Below are 24916 nucleotides of genomic sequence, written 5' to 3' on the forward strand. Positions count from 1 at the left end.
TCAGCACGCTTTCTGGGAGAATCGAGTGAGATGTCTACCACTGCAACGATAAGCCACGCCCCCCAGCTGACCATCGGTCCGCTGGCGCTCGACGTGCCCGTGGTCCTCGCACCCATGGCCGGGATCACCAACACGGCGTTCCGGCGGCTCTGCCGCGAGTTCGGCGCCGGGCTCTATGTCAGCGAGATGATCACATCGCGGGCGCTCGTCGAGCGCACGCCCGAGTCGCTGCGGCTCATCACCCACCACGAGTCCGAGACGCCCCGCTCCATCCAGCTCTACGGCGTCGACCCGAAGACCGTCCGCGAGGCCGTCACCATGCTGGTGGCGGAGGATCGCGCCGACCACATCGACCTCAACTTCGGCTGCCCCGTGCCGAAAGTCACGCGCAAGGGCGGTGGAGCGGCTCTGCCCTGGAAGCTCGGGCTGTTCCGCGAGATCGTCGAGGGCGCGGTCCAGGCCGCGGGCGACATCCCGCTCACGATCAAGATGCGCAAGGGCATCGACGGCGACCACCTCACCTATCTCGAGGCCGGGCGCATCGCCGAGGGCGCAGGCGTGGCCTCGATGGCCCTGCATGCTCGAACGGCCGCCGAGTTCTACTCGGGCCACGCCGACTGGTCGGCGATCGCGAAGCTGAAGGAGACGGTCACCTCCACGCCGGTGCTCGGCAACGGCGACATCTGGTCCGCCGCCGACGCGATCCGGATGGTGGAGGAGACGGGCTGCGACGGAGTCGTCGTCGGTCGGGGCTGCCTCGGCCGCCCATGGCTGTTCGGCGACCTGGCCGCGGCGTTCCGCGCCCGCGCCGGCGAGCTCAGCCAGGCCGAGGCCGACGCCGCGCAGGCGCGTCCGACGCTGGGGCAGGTTGCGCAGACGTTCCGCCGTCACGCCGAGCTGCTGGTCGAGTTCTTCGAGAGCGAGGAGCGCGGCTGCCGCGACATCCGCAAGCACGTGGCCTGGTACTTCAAGGGATACCCGGTCGGCGGCGACCTGCGGGCCAGCCTCGCGACCGTCGACACGCTGCAGCACCTCGACGACCTGCTCGCCACCCTCGACGGGGAGCAGGAGTATCCGGGCGAGGCCGCCGAGGGCCAGCGCGGACGAGCCGGCTCTCCCAAGCGCCCGGCGCTGCCGGACGGCTGGCTGCAGAGCCGCGACCTCGACGGCGTGCAGCGCGCCGAGGTCGCCGACGCGGAGGTGCACAACAGTGGTGGATGAGGTGGCGGCGAGCACGCGCGCGGCGGCGAACGCAGCGGGTGCCGATAGATCGGCGCAGGACGCATCGACGCACGACGCATCAGCGCACGACGCATCGGCGCACGACGCATCGGCGCACGATGCATCAGCGCACGACGCATCGGCGCACGACGCATCGACGCACGATGCATCAGCGCACGACGCAGCGGCGAGCGATGCATCGGCGCAGGCCGGATACACCGAGCACGACCGCGAGCGGTGGCTGCCGGAGCACCACTCGAACCGCCGGAGCGACTTCGCGCGCGACCGCGCGCGCCTGCTGCACTCCAGCGCGCTCCGCCGCCTGGCGGCGAAGACGCAGGTGCTGAGCCCCACCGCGGGACTCGACTTCGCCCGCAACCGGCTCACGCACTCCCTCGAGGTGGCGCAGGTCGGGCGCGAGCTCGCCAACAGCCTCGGCCTCGATCCCGACATCGTCGACACCGCGTGCCTCGCGCACGACATCGGGCACCCGCCGTTCGGCCACAACGGCGAACGCGCGCTCAATTCGTGGGCGGAGGACATCGGCGGTTTCGAAGGCAACGCGCAGACCCTGCGGCTGCTCACGCGCCTGGAGCCCAAGGTGTTCGGCCGCGATGGCCGCCCGTACGGGCTGAACCTGACGCGTGCGAGCCTCGACGCCAGCTGCAAGTATCCGTGGCCGGCGACGTCGTCGGTCGCCGACCCGAGTGGACGCGCGAAGTTCGGCTTCTACCCCGACGACCGGGCGGTGTTCGAGTGGATGCGCGCCGGCGCGCCCGACCGCCAGCGCTGCATCGAGGCGCAGGTCATGGACCTCTCCGACGACATCGCCTACTCGGTTCACGACTTCGAGGACGCTGTCGTCAACGGCTACATCGACGTCGCCGCGCTCGGCAGCCGAGTCGACCACGAAGACCTGGTCGAGTCCATGCATGAGTGGGTCGGGGGCGAGGTCAGCCACCAGGAGCTCATCGAGGCGTTCGACCGGCTCGACAGCATGGACATCTGGCTCGACGGCTGGGACGGCTCCCGCCGCTCGCAGGCACGCCTGAAGAACCTCACGAGCCAGCTCATCGGGCGCTTCGCTCACGCGGCCGTCCACGCCACGAAAGAGGCGGCGGGCCGCACCGACCTCATCCGCTTCGGCGCCGATGTCGTCGTCCCGCTCGGCATCCGCGCCGAGATCGCCGTGCTGAAGGGCATCGTGGCGACCTTCGTGATGTCGCGGAACACCCGCCAGCCGATCTACGCGCAGCAGCGTCAGATCCTCACCACGCTGGCCGACCTGCTCTACCAGCGCGGACCGGCCGAACTCGACCCCGGGTTCGCGGAGGACTGGCGCGACGCCGGCAGCGACGAGGAGCGCCTCCGCGTGATCGTCGATCAGGTGGCCAGCCTGACGGACCAGTCCGCGCTCAGCTGGTACGAACGACTCGTGCAGCATTGACGGGGCGGCCGACGGGATGCGCGCACGACCGGGGTTGAAACCGGTGACCGTGTGCAGAATGCTTGAGGTCAGGCCTTCGGGAGGAGACGAATGAGCAACGCACTACCACCGTCGGACGGCGACCGCCCCGAACAGGGCGGAGAAGCGGAGGCGAGCCCGGCGACGCCGGCGACTCCCCGCCGCGCGCCGCGCGCGTCCACGGGGAGCGGTGCCGCTCGTTCGAGCTCCCGCTCCGCGGCGGCCGCACCATCCGATACCACGGACGCCGACTCCGCCCCGGCCGCCCGGAAGCCCGCGGCCACGAAGCCGGCCGCCGGCTCCGCCGGAGCCGCCAAGACCCCGGCTGCCCGCAAGCCCGCCGGCACGGCCGCGTCCGCGACGAAGAAGCCGACCACTCCGCGGACGCGCCGGACGACCGCGAAGACCGCCCCGATCGCCCCGGAAGGCGAGGCCCCCGGCATCATGGACGCCACCCTCGGGGCCAGGGAGCCGCTCGCGCCCCCGTCGATCACGGACACCGACACCTCCTCGTCTCCGGCGGAACCACTGGTGGAGACGGGTCCCGCGTCGGCGGACGCGACCGGCGACGCCACGGGCGATGCGGCCACCAAGCGCCTGCCGACCGCTGCCGAGCTCTACGGGGAGGTGCCCGCGGGCGCACCCGCGGTCGGGCCCGCACAGGCCGCCGATGAGGTACCCGCACAGGTCGCCGATGAGGTACACGCAGAGGCCGCCGATGAGGTACCCGCGGAGGCCGCCGACGTGGTCGCCGCCGGGCCCGATCCGGCGCCGTTCGCCGCTTCGGGCGAGGAGCGGGAGGATGTGGCGTCCGCGACAGCTACCGGGGCCGCTTCCGACGCGGCTCCCGGCCGAATCGCCGGGTCCGCCGCAACGACGGATGCTGCCGCGACGACCCCCCTCACCAGTCAGCCGGAGTCGCACCCCGCGAGCGCCCACCCCACCGGCACCCACCCCACCGAACCCCACGCCGCCCACCAGGGGCGCACCGTCCACGACCTCGCCGACCGCCTGGACGACTCGCGCTTCTTCTCGTCGCTGTTCGACTTCACGTTCACCAATTACGTGACACGGAAGCTGGCCGGCCCGGTGTACGTGGTCGGGCTCGTGCTGATCGGCCTCGGGATCGTGGTCGGCTTCGCGAACTCGCTCACGTCGGCCATCGCGACGCATTCGCCGATCGGGGCGTTCGTCTTCCTGTTCGGCGTGCTGATCACGCTCGTCGGGGCGATGCTCTCCGTGCTGCTGCTGCGCGTCGGGATCGAGGTGTTCTGCGCCATCATCGAGATCGCCCAGAACACGCGCCGGCGGCGGCCGCCGGGGGAGTGACGGGAGGCCGGGCCCCGGTTCGCGGGATGAGCGTCGGTCCGGCTCACTAGAATCGAAGCATGGCCGGCCGGATTCGACAGAGCGACATCGAAGAGGTCAAGGCCCGCACCAACATCGGCGACGTCGTCGGCGACTACGTCAGCCTCAAGACCGGCGGGGTCGGCGCTCTGAAGGGCCTCTGCCCGTTCCACGACGAGAAGAGCCCGAGCTTCTACGTGCGCCCGGGCGTCGGCCGGTACCACTGCTTCGGCTGCGGCGAGGGCGGCGACGTCTACGAGTTCCTGCTGAAGATGGACCACGTCTCGTTCACGGACGCGGTGGAGCGGCTGGCCGCCCGCATCGGCTACCAGCTGCACTACGAGGAGGGTGGCGGCGGTCCCTCCGAGAGCAGCGGAAACCGTGCGCGCCTGCTCGCCGCCAACTCGGCGGCGGAGGAGTTCTTCCGAGAGCGTCTCTCCGCGCCCGATGCGGACCCGGGTCGCCGCTTCCTCGGTGAGCGCGGCTTCGACGCGGTCGCGGCCGCCCACTTCGGCGTCGGTTTCGCGCCGAAGAGCTGGGACGAGCTGACCAAGCACCTGCGGAGCAAGGGCTACACCCCGGAGGAGCTGCTGGCGGCCGGTCTGGTGTCGCAGGGCGACCGGGGCGTCTACGACCGGTTCCGCGGCCGGCTGGTCTGGCCGATCCGCGACGTCACCGGGCAGACGATCGGCTTCGGCGCGCGGCGGCTGCTCGAGGACGACAAGGGCCCCAAGTACCTGAACACCCCGGAGACGGCCGTCTACAAGAAGGCTCAGGTGCTCTACGGCCTCGACCTCGCCAAGCGCGATATCTCGCGCCAGGACCAGGTCGTCGTGGTGGAGGGCTACACCGACGTGATGGCCTGCCACCTCGCCGGCATCACGACCGCCGTCGCGACATGCGGCACGTCGTTCGGCGTCGACCACATCAAGGTGATCCGCCGCGTGATGGGCGACGACAACAGCCAGGGGTCGGTCATCTTCACGTTCGACCCGGATGCCGCCGGCCAGAAGGCGGCGACGCGCGCGTTCGGCGAGGAGCAGCGCTTCTCGGCGCAGACCTACGTCGCCGTCGGACCGGATGGGCTCGACCCGTGCGACCTGCGGCTCAGCAAGGGCGACGACGCCGTGCGCAGGATGATCGACGCGCGCAAGCCGATGTTCGAGTTCATGATCCGCCAGGTCGTCGAACGCTTCGACCTCGACTCGGTGGAGGGACGAACCGCGGCCCTGCGCGCCGGAGCGCCGATCGTGGCGACGATCCGCGACCCCGCGTCGCAGAACGGCTACACCCGCGAGCTCGCCCGTCTCTCCGGGGCGGACCTCCAGGACGCGATCCGAGCGGTCCGCGCCGCCCAGCGCAGCGGCGGCAGCGGCGGCGGCCGCGACGGGCGCGACGGGCGCGCAGACGCCCGTGACGGCTCCCGCGGCGGCCCCGGCGCCGCGTCGAGCGGGTACCCGGACGATCGGCCCGGCGACCGTGCATCGCGCCCGGTCCCGCTGACCGAGCCGACCGACCCGACACAGCGCACCGAGCGCGAGAGCCTCATGGTGCTCCTGCAGCTGCCGGGCGAGGTCGGGCAGGAGCGCGCCGCGCGCGCCGTGCAGGTGCCCTTCACCAACCCCACGCACGCGGTGGTGCGGGACGCCATCGCGAGTCAGCTCCCGACGATGGCCCAGCCGGGCTGGGTGGATCGCGTGCTCGCGGAGGTCCCGCAGGCGTACGCCCCGACGGTGAACGCTCTGGCGGTCGCCGAGCTGCCGCAGGGCGGTGACCCCGGGCCCTACGCCCGCTCGATCGTCGACGGGCTGATCGACCGCGACCTGCTGCGCGAGAAGGCGGAGCTCACCTCGCGTCTTGGCCGCACGGAGGACCCGGAGCTGCGTCGCCAGATCTCGATCGCCATGGTCGCCATCGAGACGGAACGGCGCCGGCTCCGCGGCGAGTGACGGCAGACGAAATCCTCCGCGAACTGCGCGGATGAGCGCTCTTTTGTTGCGTCCGTGTAAAGATCACGCCCGGATCCGCATCCGAATGCGGGGTCCATGAGCATTCCGTGCTAGGAAAGTTCTCACGCGATCGGCGATCACGCACGCCTGCAACGACGCCGCCGCGCATCCCACACCAGGAAGAGGTATTCGGATATGACATCCGCACACAACGGCGGACGGCGGTTGCTCGCCGTATCCGCCGCGTTCGCGGCCGCGGCACTGGTGCTCGCCGGCTGCTCGGGGAGCAACAACGGCTCCGGAGGCGGTGGCGCCCTCACCATCGGCACGACCGACAAGATCACCTCGATCGACCCGGCCGGTTCGTACGACAACGGCTCCTTCGCCGTCATGAACCAGGTCTACCCGTTCCTGCTGAACACCCCGTACGGCAGCCCCGACGTCAAGCCGGACATCGCCGAGAGCGCGGCCTTCACGTCCCCGACCGAGTACACGGTCAAGCTGAAGCCGGGCCTGAAGTTCGCGAACGGCCATGACCTCACGTCGTCGGATGTGAAGTTCACCTTCGACCGCCAGCTCAAGATCAACGACCCCAACGGTCCCGCGTCGCTGCTGGCGAACCTGGACAGCGTGTCGACGCCGGACAAGACCACCGTCGTCTTCAAGCTGAAGGTGCCGAACGACCAGACGTTCCCGCAGGTGCTGTCCAGCCCTGCCGGTCCGATCGTCGACGAGCAGGTCTTCTCGGCCGACAAGGTCACGCCGGACAACACGATCGTCAAGGGTCACCCGTTCGCCGGCCAGTACGACATCACCAGCTACGACTTCAACAACCTGATCGCCTACAAGGCCTTCGACGGCTACAAGGGCCTCCTGGGCAAGCCGGCCACGGCGAAGGTGAACGTCAAGTACTACACCGAGTCGTCGAACCTGAAGCTCGACATCCAGAAGAACGCCATCGACGTCGCCTACCGCAGCCTCTCGGCGACCGACATCGCGAGCCTCGAGAACGACAACAAGGTGAAGGTCGTCAAGGGCCCGGGCGGCGAGATCCGCTACATCGTGTTCAACTTCAACACGCAGCCCTTCGGCGCGACGACGTCGGACGCCGACGCGAAGAAGGCCCTCGCAGTGCGCCAGGCGGCCGCCGACCTCGTCGACCGCTCCGCGATCGCCGACCAGGTCTACAAGGGCACCTACACGCCCCTCTACTCGTTCGTCCCGGACGGCCTGACCGGCGCCACCACGGTGCTCAAGGACCTCTACGGCGACGGCAAGGGAGGCCCCAGCCTCGACAAGGCGAAGCAGACCCTCCAGGCGGCCGGTGTCTCCACCCCGGTCTCGCTGAACCTCCAGTACAACCCGGACCACTACGGCCCGTCCTCCGGTGACGAGTACGCGCTGGTCAAGGAGCAGCTGGAGAACGGTGGCCTGTTCAAGGTCAACCTGCAGTCGACCGAGTGGGTGCAGTACTCCAAGGACCGCACCAACGACGTCTACCCGGCGTACCAGCTGGGCTGGTTCCCGGACTACTCCGACGCCGACAACTACCTGTCGCCGTTCTTCATCAAGGACAACTTCCTGGCGAACCACTACGACAACGCCGAGGTCCAGGACCTCATCGCGAAGCAGGCGGGCACGACCGACAAGGCCGAGCGCACCAAGCTGATCGAGGAGATCCAGGCCAAGGTCGGCGCCGACCTCAGCACCCTGCCGCTGCTGCAGGGCGCGCAGGTCGCCGTCGTCGGCAAGGACGTGAAGGGCGCCGACAAGACGCTCGACCCGTCGTTCAAGTTCCGCTACGCGGCGCTCTCGAAGTAAGAAGGCGCGGAGCCACCAGCTCTGAGCCGACCGGGGGGTGGCTCGCTCACGTAGCGAGCCACCCCCTTCCACGAACCACCACGATTGGCTTCCATGACAGCGACTGTCAGCACCGCGGGCGCGGGAACGGCCCCCGGTCCCGAACGGACGAAGGCGAAGCGGCGATCGGGAGGCGGCCTCGGCCGCTACATCCTCGTGCGCGCCGTCCTCATCATCCCCACCATCTTCATCCTGGTCAGCGTCGTCTTCTTCCTGATGCGGTCGACCGGCGACCCGATCACGGCGGCGCTGGGCGGAAAGCTCCCGCCCTCGCAGCTCGCCGAGCGGGTGCACGAAGCCGGGTACGACCGGCCGATCATCGTGCAGTACTTCGAGTACCTCGGGCAGCTGCTGCGCGGGGACTTCGGCACCACGTTCACCGACAACCAGCCGGTGACCCAGGTGCTCCTGACCTACGGCGCGGCGACTCTGGAGCTCGCGTTCTACGCGCTCATCGTCGCGTTCGTCGTCGGCATCCCCTTGGGCCTCGTCGCCGCGTACTTCCGCGACAGGGCTCAGGATGCGAGCCTCCGCGTGTTCGCGATCCTCTGCTACGCGACCCCGGTGTTCTTCGTCGGACTGGTGCTCAAGCTCGTCTTCTCGATCTGGCTGGGCTGGCTCCCGGTCTCCGGCCGCGCATCCACCAGCTCGGAGCTGGAGATGCAGACGCTGGAGAACAAGACCGGCATCTACCTGATCGACGCCTTCCAGACCGGTGACCCGGCGGTGGTCGGCGACGTGCTGCTGCACGCGATCCTCCCCGCCGTCGCCCTCGGCCTCCTCACGGCGGGCATCTTCCTGCGCCTCGTGCGCACGAACGTCATCGGGACGCTGTCCACCGACTATGTGGATGCGGCGCGCTCGCGCGGCGTCACAGAGTCGCGGCTGCTGCGCAAGCACGCCTACCGTCCTGCGCTCATCCCGATCATCACGGTCATCGGCCTGCAGATCGCGCTGCTGCTCGGCGGCGCGGTGCTGACCAAGTCCACCTTCGAGTGGAAGGGGCTCGGCTTCCAGCTGGTGCACTACCTGCAGGCGCGCGACTTCGTGGCCGTGCAAGGCATGGTCGTGCTGCTCGCGGTGATCGTCACGCTCACCAACTTCGTGGTCGACGTCATCGCGGCCCTCATCGACCCGAGAGTGAGGTACTGACATGTCGACGGCATCGCTCACCTCCCGCAAGCGTCCCCTCTGGGACCGCCTGCCCGTCGTGCACCAGCTGCGGCAGAGCGTCGGGCTCCAGCGCGGGATGCTCGTGGCTGGACTGGTCCTGACGGCCGTCTTCGTCCTGCTCTCGATCTTCGCGCCGCTGGTCGCGCCGTACGGCTTCGCGCAGTCGAAGGCCGACGGGAAGTCGTTCGGCGCTCAGCAGCCGCCGAGCGCCGCGCACATCTGGGGCACCACCTCCGGCGGGTACGACGTGTTCTCGCGGGTGATCTGGGGAACGCAGACCGCCATCCTGGTGATCATCGTCGCCGTGATCCTGTCGATCTTCCTCGGCGTGTTCCTCGGCCTCATCTCCGGGTACTTCGGCGGCTGGCTCGACCGCGTCCTCGTCGTCGTCTGCGACGCGATCTACGCGTTCCCGTCGCTGCTCCTCGCCATCGTCATGGCCATCGCGATCAGCGGCGGCCAGTCGAGCCTCTGGGGCGGCATCCTGGCCGCGGCGATCTCGATCACCGTGGTCTACATACCGCAGTACTTCCGGGTGATCCGGTCCGAGGTGGTCCGCATCAAGGCGGAGGCGTACGTCGAGGCCGCGAAGGTGGTCGGCGCGAGCAACGCCCGCATCATGTCCCGTCACGTGCTGCGCAACTCCACCCGCACGCTGCCGCTGATCTTCACGCTGAACTCGTCCGAGGCGATCCTCACCCTCGCCGGCCTCGGCTTCCTCGGGTTCGGCATCGAGCCGACCGCGGCGGCCGAATGGGGCTACGACCTCAACAAGGCCGTCGACGACGTGACCAGCGGCATCTGGTGGACGGCGATCTATCCCGGCCTCGCGATCGTGCTCGTGGTGCTCGGCATCACGCTCGTCGGCGAGAGCCTGAACGACCTGGCGGACCCGCGGCTGCGCGGGCGCCGCCGCGCCGCCGCCGCGTCCGGGGAGGTCGCCGAGACCTCGGTCGTCCCGGGCGGAACCCTCACCGCCGGCCCCGGCGGGGTGGACGGCCTCGAGGGCGGGGAGTCCTTCGACGAGCACGGAATCGAGGTGCGTCCATGAGCGACGTCGTCCGGATCGACGACCTGTCGGTCTCCTTCTCCACCGACGCCGGCGCCGTCAAGGCGGTCGACGGCGTCAGCCTGACTGTCGGACCGGGCGAGGTGCTCGCGATCGTCGGCGAGTCGGGTTCGGGCAAGACCGTCACCGCGAAGACCATCCTGGGCCTGCTGCCGGAGACCGCGACCGCCTCGGGCACCGTGGTGCTGCGCAGCCGCGACGGGCAGACCGAGGCGGACATCGTCTCGATCGACAAGCGCCGCCTCCGGGAAGTGCGCGGCACCGATGTCGCGATGGTCTTCCAGGAGCCGTCGACGGCGCTCAACCCGGTGTACCCGGTCGGCTGGCAGATCGCCGAGGGGCTTCGCGCCCACGGCAAGCTGTCGAAGAAGGAGGCGCAGGCCAAGGCGGTCGAGATCCTCGGCCGGGTGGGCATCCCGGAGCCGGAGAAGCGGGTCAAGTACTACCCGCACCAGTTCTCGGGCGGTCAGAAGCAGCGCATCGTGATCGCGATGGCGCTGGTGCTGAACCCCGGGCTGATCGTCGCCGACGAGCCGACGACGGCGCTGGACGTGACGGTGCAGGCCGAGATCCTCGACCTGCTGCGCCGCTGCCGCGACGAGTTCGGCGCGGCAATCGTGCTGATCACCCACAACATGGGCGTCGTCGCCGACCTGGCCGACCGGGTCGCGGTGATGTACCAGGGCAAGCTGGTCGAGGAGGCCGACGTGCGCACGCTGTTCGCGTCGCCGCAGGCCGACTACACCAAGAAGCTGCTCGCCGCCGTCCCGAAGATCGGCCAGGGCCTGGTCGCGACGCAGGACCGCGCGATCGCGCGGGCCGAGCGCCCGGACCAGGCGCCGGTGGTGCAGGCGCGCGATCTGCGCATCCAGTACCCGGGCCGGCTCGGCCGTCCCGGCTTCGTCGCAGTCGACGGCGTCTCGTTCGACATCCGCCCCGGCGAGGTGCTCGGCCTGGTGGGCGAGTCCGGGTCGGGCAAGACGACCATCGGGCGCGCGATCGCCGGTCTGAACAAGGTCACCGGCGGCTCGCTCGAGGTGCTGGGCCTGGAGATGAACGGCGTGCGCGAGCGGCAGTTCCGGAAGGTGCGGAGCGACATCGGCTTCGTGTTCCAGGACCCGGCGTCGAGCTTCAACCCGCTGCTCACCATCGCGGAGTGCGTCGCCGAGCCGCTCGTCGTGCACGGACGCGCGTCCAATCCCCTCGAGGCGCGCCGCCGCGTCGACGAGCTGCTGGAGGCGGTGCAGCTGCCGCGCGCCTACGGCGACCGGTTCCCGCACGAGCTGTCGGGCGGCCAGCGCCAACGCGCCAGCCTCGCGAGGGCGCTCGCGCTCGAGCCGACCCTGCTGATCGCCGACGAGCCGACCTCCGCGCTCGACGTGTCGGTGCAGGCGCGCGTGCTGGAGCTGTTCGCCGACCTGCAGAAGGAGTTCGGGTTCGCGTCGCTGTTCATCAGCCACGACCTGGCCGTGGTCGACCTCCTCGCCGACCGGATCGCAGTGCTGCACCGCGGCAAGCTGGTCGAGGAGGGGACCGGCGCCGACGTGCTCGGCAACCCCCGTGAGGCGTACACGCAGCGGCTGCTCGCCTCCCTCCCCGTGCCGGATCCGATCGAACAGGCCGACCGGCGGGAGGAGCTTCACCGGTTGCAGACGCAGAGCGCCTAGGGTCGAGGGTGTGAGTTCCGAGCCCGCCATCGCCGTCAGCGACCTGTCCGTCGAGTACCCCGCGCGGGGCCCGAGCGCCTCGTGCGTCGCCCTGCGCGGGGTCACCTTCCGCCTGGAGCAGGGCCAGGTGCTCGGCATCCTCGGCGAGACGGGGTCCGGCAAGAGCACGCTCGCGCAGGTGCTCGCCGGGCGTGTGCTGCCGGCGCGGGCGTCCGAGCCGGGCCCGCGGATCAGCGGGGGCGAGGCGTCGGTGCTGGGGCACCGGCTGCGCAAGGCCAGGAAGCGCGACCTGGCGGAGGTGACCTTCCACGTCGGCTACCTGCCGCAGGAGGCCGGCTCGACGCTGGAGCCTTCGCTCAGCGTGCAGGACAACGTCGCGCTCCCGATCTTCGAACGCGACGAGCACTACCCGAGGCGGGCCGCGGGGGAGCGCGCGGCGACGATGCTCGACACCGTCCACCTGCCCCTCAGCGTGCTGAACAAGTACCCGTACGAGCTGAGCTCCGGGCAGCGCCAGCGGGTGGCCCTCGCACGGGCGCTCGTGCTCGGGCCCAGCATCCTGATCGCCGACGAGCCGACCGCGGGGATCGACGCGACCGTGCGCGACGCGGTGATCGATCTGCTCGCACAGTTGCGCGAGCACAAGGACTTCACGGCCGTCGTCGTCAGCCACGATCTGGCCGTGCTGCGGCGTGCGACTGACGTATCGCTCGTGCTTCAAGCGGGCCGGCCGGTCGGCTACGGGCCCATCGAGGAGGTGCTCGCCGACCCGGCGCACCCCTTCGTCGCGGGCCTCGCCCGCGCGCTCAACCCGCCGCAGCGGCGCACGGAACGCCGACCGCAGCGTGCCGCGGCACGCCCGACGACGAAGGAGAACGGATGAACGGCGAAGGACGGCACCGCGCGGTGCTCGCGGACGAGGTCACGGCACTGCCCGAGGACCGACGCCCCGAACCGGGCCCGATCGCGGTGCTGCCGACGCCCGAGCGGCAGTTCGTCGACGCCGTCGAGGCGGCCGGCGGCACGGTGGAACCGCTGTCGGACCGCACGCGCGGCGTCGTGTGGCTGTCGAACAAGGACGCCGCGGCGTTCCCGCCCGTGCTGGAGGCGCATCCCGGAATCGGCTGGGTGCAGCTTCCCTTCGCCGGTGTGGATGCGTTCAGCCGCATCATCGCGGACGAGGACCGGCCCGGGCTCGTCTGGACGAGCGCCAAGGGCGCCTATGCGCAGCCGGTCGCCGAGCACGCGCTCGTGCTCAGCCTCGCGCTGCTGCGGATGCTGCCCAAGCGCATCCGCGCCCGCTCGTGGGCGACGGAGCCCGAAGGCCGCTCGCTCTACGGCCTCGACGTCGTGATCGTCGGAGCGGGCGGGATCGCGCTGGAGCTGATGCGGCTGCTGGAGCCGTTCGGCGTCCGCGTGACGATCGTCCGCCGGTCCGAGTCGCCGGTCCCGGGCGCCGCCCGTACGGTGACCGCTGCGCACCTCGGCGAGGTGCTGCCGTCGGCCGACCTCGTCGTGATCGCCGCCGCGCTCACCGACGGCACGCGCCGCCTGTTCGGGCCGGAGGAGTTCGCGGCGATGAAGGACACGGCCTACCTCGTCAACATCGCACGCGGCGGCCTGGTGGACACGGACGCCCTGGTGGAGGCCCTGCGCGACGGTGCGATCGCGGGCGCGGGCCTCGATGTCACCGATCCCGAGCCCCTGCCGGACGCCCATCCGCTGTGGGACGAGCCGAACGTGGTCATCACCCCGCACCAGGCCGACACCCCCGAGATGACGGCGCCGTTGCTGGCGGAGCGCATCCGTCTGAACGTCCGCGCGTTCCTCGACGACGGCCGCTTCGTGGGCGTCGTCGACCCGAAGGCGGGCTACTGACCTCGACGCACCCGGGATGCCGTCCCGATTTCCGGAGCGGCGGCGAATCTTGCTAGAGTAGCTTCGCTGATCAAGCATTCCTCGATAGCTCAATTGGCAGAGCAGCCGGCTGTTAACCGGCAGGTTCTTGGTTCGAGTCCAAGTCGGGGAGCGATCGAAACCCCCGGTCTTCTGCGGAAGACCGGGGTTTTCTGGTTCCCGGGCAACCGCATCCCGTCGGCTCGGCTACTGCCAGCCGGGCTGCACGAGGCCCGTCTCGTAGGCCAGCACGACCAGGTGCACGCGGTCGCGCGCATCCAGCTTCGTCATGATCCGCGACACGTGGGTCTTCGCGGTCAGCGGGCTCAGATACAGCCGCTCGCCGATCTCGGTGTTGGTCAGACCGTGCGCGACCAGAGCCAGCACCTCGCGCTCGCGCTCCGTGAGCTGCTCGAGCCGAGCGGAGTCGGGGGCCGGGCGCAGGCCGCCCGACACGCGTTCGATCAGCCGCCGCGTCACTCCGGGCGACAGCAGGGCGTCGCCGGCGGCGACCACGCGCACCGCGCGGATGAGTTCGACGGGCTCGGTGTCCTTGACGAGGAACCCGCTCGCACCCGCGACGATCGCCTGGGCGACGTACTCGTCGAGCTCGAAGGTCGTCACGATCACCATCTGGGTCCCGGCGAGCGAGGGATCGCCGACGATCTCACCGGTCGCCCAGAGGCCGTCCCCGTCGGGCATCCGGATGTCCATCAGCACCACGTCGGGATGCTCCCGGCGGACGAGGTCGACCGCGTCGCGGCCGGTCGCCGCCTCCCCGACGACGTCCATGTCGTCCTCCGCCTCGAGGAGCGCACGGAAGCCCGCCCGGACCAGGTGCTGGTCGTCGGCCAGCGCGACGCGGATCACGAGAGGCCGCCCGGATGCGTCGGTGAGGAGGGTCGGGAGGACGCGGCCGGAACGGCGGCGGGGATGCGCGCCTCCAGCAGCAGGCCGCCCCCGGCCGGTGACCGGGCCTCGAAGGTGCCACCGAGCAGTTCGGCGCGCTCGCGCATCCCGAGCATGCCGCGACCGGTGCTGCCCGTGTCGGCGGCAGCGGCATCGCCGGGCAGACCCCGTCCGTCATCCTGCACGGTCAGCACGTACCAGCCCGGCTCCTCCGTCAGCACGATCGTCGCACGGCTCGCCTGCGCGTGACGTCCGATGTTGGTGAGCGCCTCCTGCACGATCCGGTAGAGGGCGAGCTGAGTCGCGGCGGACGGTGCCGAGTGCAGCTCGGGCCGGTACTCGACCAGCAGCCCCGCCTTCCGGTACGTCTCCACGAGTACGGGCACGCGGGCGAGATCGGGTTCGGGGGAGCGGGCGGCGTACCCGTCGGGGCCGCGGAGGAAGCCGAGCACCCCGCGCACCTCCTCGAGCGCCTGGCTGCTGGTGGTCTTGATGGCCTCCAGGCTCTCTCGCGCCTTCTCAGGACGGGAGTCGAACAAGTGGAGGCCCACGCCGGCCTGCACGCTGATCTGCGACAGCGAGTGCGCGAGCACGTCGTGGAGCTCTCGGGCGATCCGCAGCCGCTCGGCTTCCGCGGCGGCCTCCCGGCGTGCCGCGACCGAGCGGGCCACCTCCCGGTACCGCTCCCGCCGGTTGCGGAGGGCTTCGCCGACTCCGACCAGGAGGCACAGCAGCAGCGCGACGATCAGCGGGCGGATCATGGCGGCCGGCTGCCCGCGCAGCAGGTACGCGGCCGCCGGTCCGGCGACGGCGAAACCGGCGAGCGTCCACCACGCCCAGACGCGGGCTCCGCGCACGACGGCGCCGACCACGGCGAACGCCAGCGGGACCGCCGAGAACGGGGGACCGGTCGTCACCGCGATGGCCGGCGCGCACAGGGCCGCCACCAGCACCACCGTGAGGCCGGGATGGCTGCGCCCGGCGAGGAGCAGGAACGAGGCGGCGAAGGCGAGCAGTGTGAAGGCGAGGGTGACGGGATCCGTCGCTCCGTCATGTGCGGCGAGAACCACCCCCGGCAACTGGATCAGGACGGCGACGATGACCGCGAACCAGCGCGCACCCCGTGGCCGGCCGCGGTCGGTCCAGGGCGGCCGTCCCCAGCCGCCGCTGGCCGTGGTCACCGGGAGGTCAGAGCTTCCGGAGCGCACGTCTCCGCCTCGATCGGCGGGCGCGTTCCAGGGCATCTCCTCATGCTAGCCAGGGGTTCCTGTGCGGACGTCGGCCCAACGGTGTCTCGGGGGTACTCCCGGGGGAGTACCCGGGCGCCTCACGGGTTGTTCTGCGCGTTGAAACCGCCGTCGTCCGGATGGCGGTCGAACAGGTGCCCGAAGGTCGGGCCGCCGAACGAGGTCAGGCCCGCCTCCCGTTCGAGCGACTCGCGATTCTCCGCATCGTCGTTCTCGTACGCCTGGACCTCGTCGTCCGGCTCCCCGGTGCTGCGGTCGTCGTGCCGTGCGTCTTCGTGCTCCATGCGCGCATCGTACGTCGGTGCGCCGGCGCTCCGACAGGCGGCGTCTCCCTAGACGCGGCCGTGCCCCCACGTGCTCCCCGGGGAGTACCCGGCGACGCACCCGCAGGCGGATTCGCGGAAGCGCGCCGCGGACGAGGCTGACAGTGCTGTCCGCGAGAGTCGCGGACCCTCATCGATTGGACACATCATGCTCAGCACACTGGCCACCGCCGTCGCCGCCGCCCCGTGCGTCGTGCACTACGGGCCGCCGTTCATCGGCTGGTGGTGGATCTTCATCCCGATCTTCTGGATCCTCGTGTTCGCGCTCATCTTCGCCTTCGCCGGACGCCGGTGGCGCCGGGCGGCCGCGATGCGCGGCGGCTACGACGGCTGGGGCCCGCGCGGCGCCACCCGCTCCGCCGAGCAGACGCTCGCCCAGCGCTACGCCAACGGGGACATCGACGAGCAGGAGTACCGCGCCCGCCTGGAAGTGCTTCGCGCCAACCGCGACAGCGCCTGAGGATCCCCGCCCCGCGCGGCCCGGTAGGATCGACCGGGCCGCGCGGCGCGCGGCGGAGAGGAGGCGTGATGGAGGTCATCGCCCTGGTGGCCGCGATCGCCGCCGCGGTCGTCGCGCTCCTCTTCCTCGTGCTGTGGCTCACGGAGCGCGCCCGCCGCATCAGGCTGCGCGACTCCCGGCAGGAGTCGGAGTGGGACCGCGTCGACCGCGAACTCGACCTTGCCGAGCAGGCCGGGCGCTTCCGCATCGTCGGCGACCTCGGCGACGTGGCCATCCAGTCCGTCTCGCGGCTGGTGTCCCAGGCGGAAGGTGTCCGCTATGCGGCCGACGCCGACCCCGTGGCGGCCGTGCGCTCCGTCGGCGCCCTCGAGACCGCCGCCCGGGATGCGCTCGGCGACCTCCGCCGGCTGCAGGCCGTCGCCCGCGAAGCGCAGGATGCGGCACTGCCGAAGCCGAGCCTCCATTTCGGCCCGCGACCTGTTCCGCGTGCTCCGCGACGCCGGGCTCGCGGTCACGTTCCGCGAGAACGGGGAGCGCTTCGAGCTCCGTCAGGGGGCGGAGCTCGCGGTGTTCCGCATCCTGCAGACGAGCCTCGAGAACGCGCTGAAGCACGGCGGACCCGGCACGAACGCGTCCGTCGCCTTCTCCTGGACGGCCCAGGGCCTCCAGGTCAGCGTGGAGGACGACGGCATCCGTGCGGCCGCCCGCCGCCTGGGACTCGACCGCGACGGCGTCGACCAGGCGACGGCGTACACGATCCGCGACGACGTGCAGGCGCTGACCGAGCACTACGAGGGCGCGGGGATCATCGAGATGCGGGAGCGGGCGGCGCTGTTCGGCGGCACCCTCACCGCGCAGACCATCCCGGGCGTCGGTTTCACCCTGTCGGTGGTGTTCCCGGCGCTCCGCCACCACAACGGAGTGCACGGGGTCGATCTCGGGCACTGACGCCGGCGACGCTGACGCCGGCGACGCTGACGCCGGCGATACTCGCCGGACGCCCGCTTCGCGGTGCTCAGTCCTCCAGGTGGTCGCGTCCGGGCAGCCAGCTGAGCCCCGGCACGCCCCAGCTGTTCTTGCGCTGCGTCTTGAGTGCGGCCTTGCCGTAGGGATGCGTCAGCCGGTCGACGTACAGGATGCCGTCGAGGTGGTCGTACTCGTGCTGGAAGATCCGGGCGAGCCAGCCCTCCGCGCGCACCTCGTAGGCGGCGCCGTCGAGGTCGGTCGCCTGCAGGATGGCGCTCTGCGACCGGCGCAGCGGGAACCGCTCGCCGGGGAACGACAGGCACCCCTCGGACTCCGAGTCCTCGTCGGGCTCGCCGACCGCGGCGGGGCTGAGCCAGAGCGTCGGGTTGATCGCGACCCCGCGGTGCAGCACGTCGTCGTCGTCCGTCCAGCCGTAGACGAACAGGCGCAGGGGCACTCCGACCTGGGGCGCCGCGAGCCCGACGCCGGGGGCCTCGTCCATGGTCTCGAACATGTCGGCCACCAGCGTGCGGATCTCGTCGTCGATCTCCGCGACCGGACGGGCGGGGGAGTGCAGGACGGGGTCACCGGTGATCCGGATGGGGAGGACGGCCATTCAGCAAGACTATCCGGATCATTCCCGGTAGGGTCGTGGGGTGGGTACGGAACTGATGGACGCTTTCGACCTGTCCTATCAGCCCAGCCAGCTCCTGGGCATCCCGGTCGCGCTGGTCGGTGCCGTGTTCCTGTCCGTCGGCGCGCAGCTCCAGCACCACGGAGTCGCGAAGGTCGAGGCGACCGCGGGGCGCGCCGAGAGCGGGCTCAACCCCCGCCAGCTCGGGCTCCTGCTCGCGCGGCCGTCGTGGGTCATCGGGACGCTGCTGCTCGGTCTCTCCATCGTCTTCCAGTTGGTCAGCCTGAAGCTCTCGCCGATCATCCTGGTACAGCCGCTCGGCGTCGTCGGGCTGGTCATCACGAGCATCCTGAACGCCCGGGTGAGCGGTGTGAAGCTCAACCACCAGTCGGTGATCGCCGTCACGCTCTGCGTCAGCGGTGTCGGCGCGTTCGTGCTGCTGGCGGCGGTATTCGCACGCGACCTGCCGGTGACCAGCCGAGCGCTCATCGTCATCCTGATCATCCTGGCGGTCGTGCTCATCGCCTTCGGCGTGCTGTTCGCGTTCCTCCGGCACCGCTTCAAGGCGATCATCTACATCGTCGGCGCCGGCGTGCTGTACGGCTTCGTGGCGACGCTCGCCAAAGTGGCCATCGACCGCATCTCCAACCAGGAGTGGGACTGGCTGCTCGTCGCCTGCATCGTCGCCCTGCTGCTCGCGGCGGTGCTGGGCGCCTACTTCGTCCAGAACGCCTACTCGTCCGGGCCGCCCGACCTCGTCATCGCCGGGCTCACCGTGATCGACCCGATGGTCGCCGTCACGATCGGCATCGTCGTCCTCAACGAGGCGGCGGGCGCGCCGTGGTGGGCCATGGTCGGATTCGCCGTCACCGGCGCCGTCGCCGTCCTCGGCGTATTCCGGCTCGCGAAGTACCACCCGCAGAGCGCCTCGGACGCGCCGGTGGCCGACCGCATTGCGGACGTCGCGAGTCAAAGCGGCTTAGACTAAGCGCTTGAACCGACCGGGCGAACACGAGCCCGGGCCGCGAACGCCGTCGCCGGATTCGCCATCCGAAGCCCACGACCGTAGGGAACGAACCACGTGCCTGATACGAGCGGACCGCAACCGACCCCGCCCGCCCCGGCAGCCAAGAAGCCGTTGACCATCGTCATGGGGTGCGACACCTTCGCCCCCGACGTCAACGGCGCCGCCCGATTCGCCGAGCGCCTCGCGGCCGGCCTGGTCGAGCGCGGCCACGACGTGCACATCGTGGCCCCCGCGGCGGGCCGCACCCACGGCACGTGGATCGAGGAGCACGAGGGGCAGAAGATGACCGCCCACCGGCTCCGCAGCTGGCGCTGGTACCCGCACGACTGGCTGCGCTTCGCTCTGCCGTGGATGAGCAAGGCGAACGCGCGGCGCGTGCTGGATGCGGTGCAGCCGGACGTCGTGCACTTCCAGTCGCACATCGTGGTCGGCCGCGGTCTCGCCGCCGAGGCGGAGAAGCGCGGCATCCGCATCGTCGCGACGAACCACGTGATGGCGGACAACATCGTCGAGTTCACGCTGCTGCCGAAATTCCTGCGCAAGACGTTCGTCAAGCTCGCCTGGGCCGACGCCCGCAAGAGCTTCGACCGCGCGGAGTCGGTCACCACGCCGACGCGGAAGGCGGCCGAGTTCCTGGAGGCGTCGACCGGTCTGCGCGGCGTCCACGCCGTCTCTTGCGGGATCGACGCACACAACTACACGCCCGACTTCTCCCCGCGCACGGCGAACCGCATCCTCTTCGTCGGCCGCGTGACCGGCGAGAAGCACATCGACGTGCTCCTCAACGCCGTCAAGCTGCTGCCCGAGAGCCTGGATGCGCGGCTGCAGATCGTCGGAGGCGGCGACCAGCTGAAGAACCTGCAGACGATGTCCGAGACGCTCGGCATCGCGGACCGGGTCGAGTTCCTCGGCTACGTCAGCGACGAGGAACTGCGCCAGGCGTACACGCGCGCCACTGTCTTCGCGATGCCGTCGATCGCCGAGCTGCAGTCGATCGCGACGATGGAGGCCATGGCCTCCGCGCTGCCCGTGGTGGCGGCCGACGCGATGGCGCTGCCCCACCTGGTGCACGACGGCGAGAACGGCCACCTCTTCCGCCCGGGCGACGCGCAAGACCTGGCCGACAAGCTGGAGAGCGTGCTCACCCTGCCCCAGGAGGAGCTCGACCGCCTCAAGCACGCGTCGCTGCGCATCGTCGCGGCGCACGACATCCAGACCACGATCAGCACGTTCGAAAGCCTGTATCGTGGTGAGCCGGTGGCCGACCCGGAGACGGAATCGGCCTCCAGCGTGTCCGCTCCGGAGTGACCGGGCCGGCGCGCGACCGGGGCGGTAGCTCAGCTGGTCAGAGCAGGGAACTCATAATTCCTCCACTACCGAAATCAGCCGAGGAAACTCGCGCGTTCGGTGTCCCTAGTGTCCCCTACGGTTTCCCCTACGCGCGGTGGCCCGTGAACAAGGGATTTTGCGGATCGTTGCTGGCGTGGTGACCTATGTCTGCGGACGCATGAGCTATGTTTTTGGAGGGTAAATCCACGTCGGTACGCCGACATGGGGCGGTAGCTCAGCTGGTTAGAGCAAGCGGCTCATAACCGTTCGGTCACGGGTTCAAGTCCCGTCCGCCCTACCGATGTATATACAGGATCGCCGGTTTCAGCGAGCGCTTTCCCGCGTTAGCAGCTCTCGATAGCCCTCGGGCCGTTAGATTGGAAACTCAGTTGCCGCGCGACCGAGGTGATCGTCAACCAGCTCCAGATCAAGAATGACCTGGTCTACGAGGTCTCGCTCGGCCTTCGGCTCTCTAAGCGATCTGGCCCGGTTGACGTGAGTGTGGGACGCAGGATTTCGCCGCGCAGCCATAGTGTCGAGGCTCGCCGTAATCGTGCCGGGTAATTCGGCATCTCTGAGGCCCACAGGAAACACCAATTTAAGGAAGTCTCTTCCGTCGATCCCGTGACTATTTTTTACGACGTCTGAGTACGCACGCAGGGCATCGTCGGCGCTGGCAGTTAGTGCGAACATTTCGTTCTCACGAACAGGCGTCGCTCGCATGGACTTTCTCACGACGTGCCAAGTAACTAGCGATCTACCCGTAGTGGTCAACTTGCCGGTTTTGAAGCGCTCGGCTCCTAGCGTTGCGATTTGAACGCAACGTTTCTCGACGAAGGATTCAATCTCAGCGCTCGCGAGCAACGAGAAAGCAATCGCATGCGCGTGATCGGCATCGCTGTACTCCTTGTAGTCCGGCTTTCGAACAATGAAGTACGAATCCAATAGCTGAATCTGCGACTTGAGCGAGACAAGAAGCGGTGAAGGCACGATCTAGCGATTCAGTAGCGCTTGCGCACGGGGAAGAATCTCGAGTGACTTCCCGGTGATTCTCTCGACCCCACCTCCAAAGGTCAGCACACGTCCGGCGGTAGAGGGAATCGTCTTTGTCGTTGTCTGCAGGCTCTCCGCAAACACCTGATCTGTTTCGCAAAGCTCCTCGAATAGCGCTCGGATAGCCACTTTGTGGGAGTCGACATCGTCGTCTGATAGTCCGTTGTCACCAAGCACTGATGTCATCACGTCGAACACGGCGATGTTGAATCGACGGTTGTATGTTCCTTCCTCGAAACGCTCGAACGAGTTGAATTGGTCAAAGACGTTGAACGTTCTCAGAATCGCCCGCTCGCAGCGGTCTGCGAGCTCGTCGTAGTAGGGCTGGCCGTGAGTTTCCCATCTTTCTTCACCGATGACGCATGCCTGGTCCAGAAATTCACGTAGATTTCCGCGATAGCTCTCGAACGACTCAGCGAAAGCGACATACCGGAGGAGCATTTCGGCGTCACGCATTCGGAAATCCGGGCGGTTGATCCTTCGGGCTCGCTGGATCAGTTCACTGTCCGCAGACCGTGCATTTACCCATCTCGTGAACTCGCTAGGAAAAAGCGCTTGTCTTAGCTCTTGCGGCGACAGTGACAGACTTCCTTGGTTCAAGCGCACGAACACTTGATACAGAACCGCGGGATCGCTCCAGTTCCGAACGACGATCGTCCTAATTGGCTGCGCGAGAAAATTCTCCGCCTGTTCCTGCGCGGTGAGCGAGCTCTGCATATCGGCAAACGTCATGTTCTCGACGTCTTTCGCAAACTCGAGCTTCTTGAGTTTGAACGACGGGAAGGCTGCATCCGGCGCGGCGAACTGCTTGAGCGTGATTAGCCTTTGCTTGCCGTCGAGTACGATGAAGCGCCCCTTATGCTCGCGGTCTTCCGCGAGCACGATTTGAGGAACGGGCAGCCCAACGATGAGCGATTCGATGTAAAGACTCTTGCGCTCCAAGGTCCACGCGTCGCGACGCTGAAACGTCGGGTTGATGTCGAAGCTTGTGCCGATACGTTCCAAGAGCGACTGCACGCTCCAATCGAGCCCGTAGAGTACGAGGCTAGAAAGCGATTCGAGCGTAAGAGTCTCGTCCTCTACCAGATCGTAGTCAACGACATCATCTTCGAGTTCGATATCGCTTGTGGCTGCGGGCGCGTTGGACGTCGTCATGATGTGACCATATATCCCTGAGGGATCGTCGCCGGCTATGCGTTCGAAACGAGATCCCCCCGGGGCGTCTCATTGTCAGTTCAACTCATGAGGTGCCCCGGGGCGTCGCTTAGCCGGTCAGAAGAAGCTGCCGTTTGGGCGGGGGTCAAGACTGTGAGCCCTACTACGTGAGAAGACGCGGCGACCGCTCATGCTGCTGGTGCTCGATCTCGACCTGAAAGGGCGGAGGTCGGTCACGAGGCGTTCGGCGCATCCTGGCGCGTCGGAGGCGACCTAACGGTGAGACGGCTAGTGCCGGGGTTCGACATTCCACCGCTCGCGAAGGGTCTTCCCGAAGTCGTCGATGCGCTGACGGACCGGATTGTCATTAAAGAGCCTTCTGTACAGTGACGTGACTTTCGGTGAAGCGGACTCTCGAGGACGCGTTTCGATACAATCGAGCGCATAGTCGTCCGTGCCGGTACGAGGGACAAAATCACGTCAACGTCCGACTACGTAGGGGACAGTGTCCTCTGGGCAACACCTGAATCGCTCTAGATGTCGGCATCGGGCCCGACGCACCGATGCCCTTCTGAACATCAGGGAACGACCGCAAGTGTCCCCTAAAGTGTCCCCTAAAGTGTCCCCTACGCTGGGAGTTGTATGGAGTTGCTGGGAACGTCACGTCGCCTGTGTCTCCTGGAAATTCCGCGGAATTCCGCGGAACTCTCACCGTGAACAGAGGATCATCCCGAAACTCATAATTCCTCGGTCACGGGTTCAAGTCCCGTCCGCCCTACGTCCGTGTGCGATGCGTGCCTTCGTCGGCCGGTCAGACGAGGCGAGGCGGAGGATCGTGTCGGCACACGTGCCGCCGATCCGGCGGCTGGTAGAGTCCCTCGGGTGAATCAGTCCCGCCGGGCCCTGGCGGGCGGCATCCTCCTGGTCGGAGCCGCGACCATGCTGGCCAACGCGGCCTCCTATCTGCTGTCGATGTTCGCCGCCCGCTGGATGAGCGTGCCCGAGTACGGCGCGCTCGGTGCGATGCTCAGCGTGTCGATCATCGGCGGCACAGCGGCGCTCGGGGTGCAGGCGGTCGCCGCGCGTCGCGTGGCCGCGGCCGGGGCGGGCGGTGTGGAGGAGCGCGCGGCCGTCGTCTCCCTCGGGCTGCGCCTGACGGCCCTGATCGCGGTCGGCGGCCTGGCCGTCGCCTGGCCGCTCGCGGCGCTGCTCACAGTGCCTCCGGCCGCGGTGATCCTCACGTTCCTGGCGACGGCGGCCTCCATCCCCGGCTTCGGCGCTCTCGGCCTGGTACAGGGCGAGGAGCGGCACCGTCACTACGGCTACGCGTACACCGCCATCGGCGTGCTGCGGGCGGCGGGGGGCATCGTCGCTCTGGCGATCGCACCGGATGTCACGTCGGCGTGCGCGGGCATCCTGATCGGGAGTCTTGCCGGGACGGTCGCGGCCGTGTGGTTCGCCGGCCCGGTCCGTCCGCAGCGCCGGCTCACCCCGCAGCTGGTGCGCGAGCTGACGGCGACCACCGGAACGCTGGTCGCCCTGTACGCCCTGTCGAACACCGACCTGCTGCTCGCACGGATCTTCCTCGACGGCCATGGCTCCGGGGAGTACGCGCTCGGGGCGCTCATCGCGAAGATCGCCTTCTTCCTGCCGTACGCGGTCATCACGGTGTTCTTCCCGAAGATGACGGCGGGGACGATGCGGCATGCGTTCACCGTCGCGGTCGGGCTGTCGGCGGCGATCGGCGTCGTGGCGACGGCGGCGACCGCGGTGCTCGCCGTGCCGATCGTGTGGATCATCGGCGGCGAGAAGTACGCGGATTTCGCCTCGCTCGCCTGGCTCTTCGCGCTCGAAGGCAGCCTGTTCGCGATCGTCCAGGTGATCCTGTACGCCGGCTTCTCGTCTCGGGCGCGCGCCCTCGGGGTGCTGACCGCCGTCGGCCTGATCTGCCAGATCGTCGTCGTCTCGCTCTGGACCCACCAGTCGGTGACGTCGATCGTCCTCACCAGTTCGGCCATCGCCGCCGCGCTCGTGCTGGTGGGGTTCGCCGTCGAGGTGCGGCGTGCGCGCTCTCCGCGGAACCCGGTCCCGGCCGCACTGGACGCATAGCTTGCTTGCATTGCATGTATACATGTGATATTCGACGGGTTCGCTGGTAGACTCGCG

General features: G+C 69.1%; 21 protein-coding genes, 2 tRNA genes and 1 pseudogene. 18 read left to right on the top strand and 6 right to left on the bottom strand.

Annotated elements, in window-relative coordinates:
- Positions 1 to 30: 30 nt before the first annotated feature.
- From dusB to ACR9Y5_RS09770, 11 genes are all read left to right on the top strand, one after another.
- A complete protein-coding gene (gene dusB, locus ACR9Y5_RS09720; RefSeq protein ID WP_481297771.1) occupies positions 31 to 1221 on the top strand; it encodes a tRNA dihydrouridine synthase DusB in 1191 nt (396 codons plus the stop codon).
- The gene (locus ACR9Y5_RS09725) at positions 1211 to 2668 is read left to right on the top strand and encodes a deoxyguanosinetriphosphate triphosphohydrolase (protein ID WP_481297772.1); all 1458 of its coding nucleotides are present in this window, start codon (positions 1211 to 1213) and stop codon (positions 2666 to 2668) included. The genes dusB and ACR9Y5_RS09725 overlap by 11 nt, the downstream gene beginning before the upstream one ends.
- Positions 2669 to 2758: 90 nt before the next feature.
- Positions 2759 to 4015: a DUF4282 domain-containing protein gene (locus ACR9Y5_RS09730; RefSeq protein ID WP_481297773.1), complete on the top strand. Its 1257-nt coding sequence runs from the start codon at positions 2759 to 2761 to the stop codon at positions 4013 to 4015.
- A 59-nt stretch (positions 4016 to 4074) separates the two neighbouring features.
- Positions 4075 to 5982: a DNA primase gene (gene dnaG / locus ACR9Y5_RS09735; protein WP_481297774.1), complete on the top strand. Its 1908-nt coding sequence runs from the start codon at positions 4075 to 4077 to the stop codon at positions 5980 to 5982.
- Positions 5983 to 6177: 195 nt separating this feature from the next.
- Positions 6178 to 7803 (top strand): ABC transporter substrate-binding protein, encoded by a 1626-nt coding sequence (locus tag ACR9Y5_RS09740; protein WP_481297775.1) that lies wholly within the window; start codon positions 6178 to 6180, stop codon positions 7801 to 7803.
- A gap of 93 nt (positions 7804 to 7896) precedes the next feature.
- Positions 7897 to 8994, top strand: a complete 1098-nt coding sequence (locus tag ACR9Y5_RS09745; RefSeq protein WP_481297776.1) for an ABC transporter permease — start codon at positions 7897 to 7899, stop codon at positions 8992 to 8994.
- 1 nt (position 8995) lies between these two features.
- Positions 8996 to 10066, top strand: coding sequence for an ABC transporter permease (locus ACR9Y5_RS09750; protein WP_481297777.1), 1071 nt, complete (start codon positions 8996 to 8998; stop codon positions 10064 to 10066).
- Positions 10063 to 11751: an ABC transporter ATP-binding protein gene (locus ACR9Y5_RS09755; protein WP_481297778.1), complete on the top strand. Its 1689-nt coding sequence runs from the start codon at positions 10063 to 10065 to the stop codon at positions 11749 to 11751. Before ACR9Y5_RS09750 ends, ACR9Y5_RS09755 begins: the two co-directional genes overlap by 4 nt.
- A 10-nt stretch (positions 11752 to 11761) precedes the next feature.
- Positions 11762 to 12634, top strand: a complete 873-nt coding sequence (locus tag ACR9Y5_RS09760; protein ID WP_481297779.1) for an ATP-binding cassette domain-containing protein — start codon at positions 11762 to 11764, stop codon at positions 12632 to 12634.
- Complete coding sequence (locus tag ACR9Y5_RS09765; protein ID WP_481297780.1) at positions 12631 to 13629, top strand: D-isomer specific 2-hydroxyacid dehydrogenase family protein; 999 nt, start codon at positions 12631 to 12633, stop codon at positions 13627 to 13629. The genes ACR9Y5_RS09760 and ACR9Y5_RS09765 overlap by 4 nt, the downstream gene beginning before the upstream one ends.
- A 78-nt stretch (positions 13630 to 13707) precedes the next feature.
- Positions 13708 to 13780 (top strand) — tRNA-Asn (locus tag ACR9Y5_RS09770).
- Between the two features lie 74 nt (positions 13781 to 13854).
- Here the strand turns inward: ACR9Y5_RS09770 and ACR9Y5_RS09775 are convergent.
- The 3 genes from ACR9Y5_RS09775 to ACR9Y5_RS09785 form a co-directional block, all read right to left on the bottom strand.
- Entirely contained in the window at positions 13855 to 14517 is a 663-nt protein-coding gene (locus ACR9Y5_RS09775; RefSeq protein ID WP_481297781.1) for a response regulator, read from the bottom strand.
- Complete coding sequence (locus tag ACR9Y5_RS09780; RefSeq protein WP_481297782.1) at positions 14514 to 15800, bottom strand: sensor histidine kinase; 1287 nt, start codon at positions 15798 to 15800, stop codon at positions 14514 to 14516. The genes ACR9Y5_RS09775 and ACR9Y5_RS09780 overlap by 4 nt, the downstream gene beginning before the upstream one ends.
- 83 nt (positions 15801 to 15883) lie before the next feature.
- Entirely contained in the window at positions 15884 to 16087 is a 204-nt protein-coding gene (locus ACR9Y5_RS09785) for a hypothetical protein (protein ID WP_481297783.1), read from the bottom strand.
- Positions 16088 to 16274: 187 nt separating this feature from the next.
- On the opposite strand from ACR9Y5_RS09785, the gene ACR9Y5_RS09790 reads away from it, so the two are divergent.
- The 3 genes and pseudogenes from ACR9Y5_RS09790 to ACR9Y5_RS09800 all read left to right on the top strand — a co-directional run bounded on the left by ACR9Y5_RS09790 (position 16275) and on the right by ACR9Y5_RS09800 (position 17534).
- Positions 16275 to 16586, top strand: a complete 312-nt coding sequence (locus ACR9Y5_RS09790; protein ID WP_481297784.1) for an SHOCT domain-containing protein — start codon at positions 16275 to 16277, stop codon at positions 16584 to 16586.
- A 68-nt stretch (positions 16587 to 16654) separates the two neighbouring features.
- A pseudogene (locus ACR9Y5_RS09795) lies at positions 16655 to 16957 on the top strand (sensor histidine kinase); the annotation flags it as partial.
- Positions 16958 to 17072: 115 nt separating this feature from the next.
- Positions 17073 to 17534, top strand: coding sequence for a sensor histidine kinase (locus ACR9Y5_RS09800; protein ID WP_481297785.1), 462 nt, complete (start codon positions 17073 to 17075; stop codon positions 17532 to 17534).
- A 67-nt stretch (positions 17535 to 17601) separates the two neighbouring features.
- Here ACR9Y5_RS09800 and def read toward each other — a convergent pair whose 3' ends face one another.
- Positions 17602 to 18168, bottom strand: coding sequence for a peptide deformylase (gene def, locus ACR9Y5_RS09805; RefSeq protein WP_481297786.1), 567 nt, complete (start codon positions 18166 to 18168; stop codon positions 17602 to 17604).
- A gap of 40 nt (positions 18169 to 18208) precedes the next feature.
- On the opposite strand from def, the gene ACR9Y5_RS09810 reads away from it, so the two are divergent.
- The 3 genes from ACR9Y5_RS09810 to ACR9Y5_RS09820 all read left to right on the top strand — a co-directional run bounded on the left by ACR9Y5_RS09810 (position 18209) and on the right by ACR9Y5_RS09820 (position 20840).
- On the top strand, positions 18209 to 19174 hold the full coding sequence (locus ACR9Y5_RS09810) for a DMT family transporter (RefSeq protein WP_481297787.1): 966 nt from the start codon (positions 18209 to 18211) through the stop codon (positions 19172 to 19174).
- Between the two features lie 93 nt (positions 19175 to 19267).
- Entirely contained in the window at positions 19268 to 20521 is a 1254-nt protein-coding gene (locus ACR9Y5_RS09815) for a glycosyltransferase (RefSeq protein ID WP_481297788.1), read from the top strand.
- Positions 20522 to 20766: 245 nt separating this feature from the next.
- Positions 20767 to 20840: transfer RNA gene (locus ACR9Y5_RS09820), tRNA-Ile, on the top strand.
- A 74-nt stretch (positions 20841 to 20914) separates the two neighbouring features.
- Here ACR9Y5_RS09820 and ACR9Y5_RS09825 read toward each other — a convergent pair.
- Entirely contained in the window at positions 20915 to 21532 is a 618-nt protein-coding gene (locus tag ACR9Y5_RS09825; protein WP_481297789.1) for a hypothetical protein, read from the bottom strand.
- 3 nt (positions 21533 to 21535) lie between these two features.
- Positions 21536 to 22750, bottom strand: a complete 1215-nt coding sequence (locus ACR9Y5_RS09830; RefSeq protein ID WP_481297790.1) for a GmrSD restriction endonuclease domain-containing protein — start codon at positions 22748 to 22750, stop codon at positions 21536 to 21538.
- A gap of 882 nt (positions 22751 to 23632) precedes the next feature.
- Here ACR9Y5_RS09830 and ACR9Y5_RS09835 point away from each other — a divergent pair.
- On the top strand, positions 23633 to 24859 hold the full coding sequence (locus tag ACR9Y5_RS09835) for an MATE family efflux transporter (protein WP_481297791.1): 1227 nt from the start codon (positions 23633 to 23635) through the stop codon (positions 24857 to 24859).
- The last annotated feature ends 57 nt before the right edge of the window (positions 24860 to 24916 follow it).

This window comes from Leifsonia sp. KNZ13-11D (assembly GCF_056754895.1).

Excerpts from the sequence above, each read along its gene's own strand:
- ACR9Y5_RS09780 (WP_481297782.1), bottom strand. The coding sequence starts at position 15,800 with ATGCCCTGGAACGCGCCCGCCGATCGAGGCGGAGACGTGCGCTCCGGA.
- def (WP_481297786.1), bottom strand. The coding sequence starts at position 18,168 with ATGGCCGTCCTCCCCATCCGGATCACCGGTGACCCCGTCCTGCACTCC.
- ACR9Y5_RS09830 (WP_481297790.1), bottom strand. The coding sequence starts at position 22,750 with ATGACGACGTCCAACGCGCCCGCAGCCACAAGCGATATCGAACTCGAA.
- ACR9Y5_RS09755 (WP_481297778.1), top strand. The coding sequence starts at position 10,063 with ATGAGCGACGTCGTCCGGATCGACGACCTGTCGGTCTCCTTCTCCACC.
- ACR9Y5_RS09785 (WP_481297783.1), bottom strand. The coding sequence starts at position 16,087 with ATGGAGCACGAAGACGCACGGCACGACGACCGCAGCACCGGGGAGCCG.
- ACR9Y5_RS09740 (WP_481297775.1), top strand. The coding sequence starts at position 6,178 with ATGACATCCGCACACAACGGCGGACGGCGGTTGCTCGCCGTATCCGCC.
- dusB (WP_481297771.1), top strand. The coding sequence starts at position 31 with ATGTCTACCACTGCAACGATAAGCCACGCCCCCCAGCTGACCATCGGT.
- ACR9Y5_RS09745 (WP_481297776.1), top strand. The coding sequence starts at position 7,897 with ATGACAGCGACTGTCAGCACCGCGGGCGCGGGAACGGCCCCCGGTCCC.
- dnaG (WP_481297774.1), top strand. The coding sequence starts at position 4,075 with ATGGCCGGCCGGATTCGACAGAGCGACATCGAAGAGGTCAAGGCCCGC.
- ACR9Y5_RS09730 (WP_481297773.1), top strand. The coding sequence starts at position 2,759 with ATGAGCAACGCACTACCACCGTCGGACGGCGACCGCCCCGAACAGGGC.
- ACR9Y5_RS09750 (WP_481297777.1), top strand. The coding sequence starts at position 8,996 with ATGTCGACGGCATCGCTCACCTCCCGCAAGCGTCCCCTCTGGGACCGC.
- ACR9Y5_RS09790 (WP_481297784.1), top strand. The coding sequence starts at position 16,275 with ATGCTCAGCACACTGGCCACCGCCGTCGCCGCCGCCCCGTGCGTCGTG.
- ACR9Y5_RS09765 (WP_481297780.1), top strand. The coding sequence starts at position 12,631 with ATGAACGGCGAAGGACGGCACCGCGCGGTGCTCGCGGACGAGGTCACG.